The organism is Streptomyces sp. 13-12-16 (assembly GCF_002114215.1).
In the GTDB taxonomy this organism is placed as follows: domain Bacteria; phylum Actinomycetota; class Actinomycetes; order Streptomycetales; family Streptomycetaceae; genus Streptomyces.
The window spans coordinates 1-1,452 of record NZ_NCTE01000467.1; the positions used below are offsets into that span (position 1 = coordinate 1).

General features: G+C 76.3%; 2 protein-coding genes. Both read right to left on the reverse strand.

Annotated features, from left to right (window positions below; all coding sequences use genetic code 11):
- Positions 1–445 precede the first annotated feature (445 nt).
- Complete coding sequence (locus tag B7767_RS18745) at positions 446–853, reverse strand: gamma-glutamylcyclotransferase family protein (RefSeq protein ID WP_085573190.1); 408 nt, start codon at positions 851–853, stop codon at positions 446–448.
- 43 nt (positions 854–896) lie between these two features.
- A partial coding sequence (locus B7767_RS18750) for a molybdopterin oxidoreductase family protein (protein WP_256923485.1) occupies positions 897–1,452 on the reverse strand: 556 nt, incomplete at its 5' end.

A 1,452-nucleotide genomic window follows, 5' to 3' on the forward strand; every position in this document is an offset into this window, starting at 1 on the left:
CGACGGGCCGGCGGTCTCCCCGGCGTACGCGGGCGCGGCGAGCAGCCCCGCGGCGGCCACGGCGAGCGCGGCGCCGGTCAGCGGCCGGGCGGTACGTCGCATCGATGCTCCCTCGGGCTCACGGAGGGGCCACGGCCCGCGGCACCCCCATGTGCCGCCGTCGCACGCGTCCCTGCCACTCCGAGGTAAGTGCCACCGGGGCCGTACCGCTTCTTGAGGGAGTGTCAGCAGGCGGGCTGAACGGGTGTCGGGCGCACCCGGACGGCCGCCGTCCTTTGTCGCGTTTCAGCAGGTCACCGGTGTCGCACCGATCCGGTCGCGGTGAAGCACCCGAAGGGTGCGGCACACGGGGGTGAACGGGTGACCGGCACGTCCGCGAGGATCGCCCGCGGGGAGACGGGCGCGGTGGGAGCACGCACCGGCGTGACGTCGGCGATGCGGGCCCTCAGCCCCGCCACTCCCCGCTCCCGACGATCCTCCCCCGTACCCGCAGCCGGGCGGCGACGGCGGGCGCGGCGACGTACACCCAGGCCCGCACCGCCGTGCCGTCGCCGGCCCGGACGACGTCCCGCGCCACCCGCTCGTAGAGATTGCGCGGATCGCCCGGCACGTACTCCTCCAGCCGGTCCAGCTCGGTGAGCAGCCCCGCGTAGGCCTCCGGCAGCGCGGTCACCAGCTCCCCGCTCACCACGGAGCCCGGCTCCTCGACGGCGTACGGGTATCCGGGCCCCTCGTACAGCACCGCGCCCCGGAGCCGGCCGGGTTCCTCGCACAGGGTGCGGCCGCGCAGGAAGAGGTCGTGGTTGGTCCCGCCGGGGCGGAGGGTGCCGTAGACGAAGAAGGGGAGGATCACGTTCACCTGCGCGGGCGGTCGGCGGAACCTTGCGGAACGATTCTCACTCCGCGCGCCCGCGGCCTCCTCGACCTGCCTCCACCGTCTCCAGCCGTACCGCGCACGCCTTGAACTCGGGCATCCGGGAGGTCGGGTCGAGGGCGGGGTTGGTGAGGGTGTTGGCGCGGCCCTCGCCGGCCCAGTGGAACGGCATGAACACCGTGTCCGGCCGGATCGCGGTCGTGATCCTGGCCGGCGCCACGGCCCGCCCCCGCCGGGACACCACGGCCAACGGGTCGCCCTCGGCCGCGCCGAGCCGCTCCGCGAGCCGGGGGTGCAGCTCCACGAACGGGCCGGGTGCGGCGGCGTTCAGCTCGTCGACGCGCCGGGTCTGGGCACCGGACTGGTACTGCGCCACGACCCGCCCGGTGGTCAGCAGCACGGGGTACTCGTCGTCGGGCTCCTCGGCGACCGCCCGGTGCGACACCGGCACGAACCGCGCCCGCCCGTCCTCGGTGGCGAACCGGTCGAGGAAGAGGCGGGGCGTGCCGGGGTGGACGCCGGGGGCGGCACCCGGGCGGGGGGCGGGAGCGCCGTCGGCGGTGCCGGGCCGGCCGGTG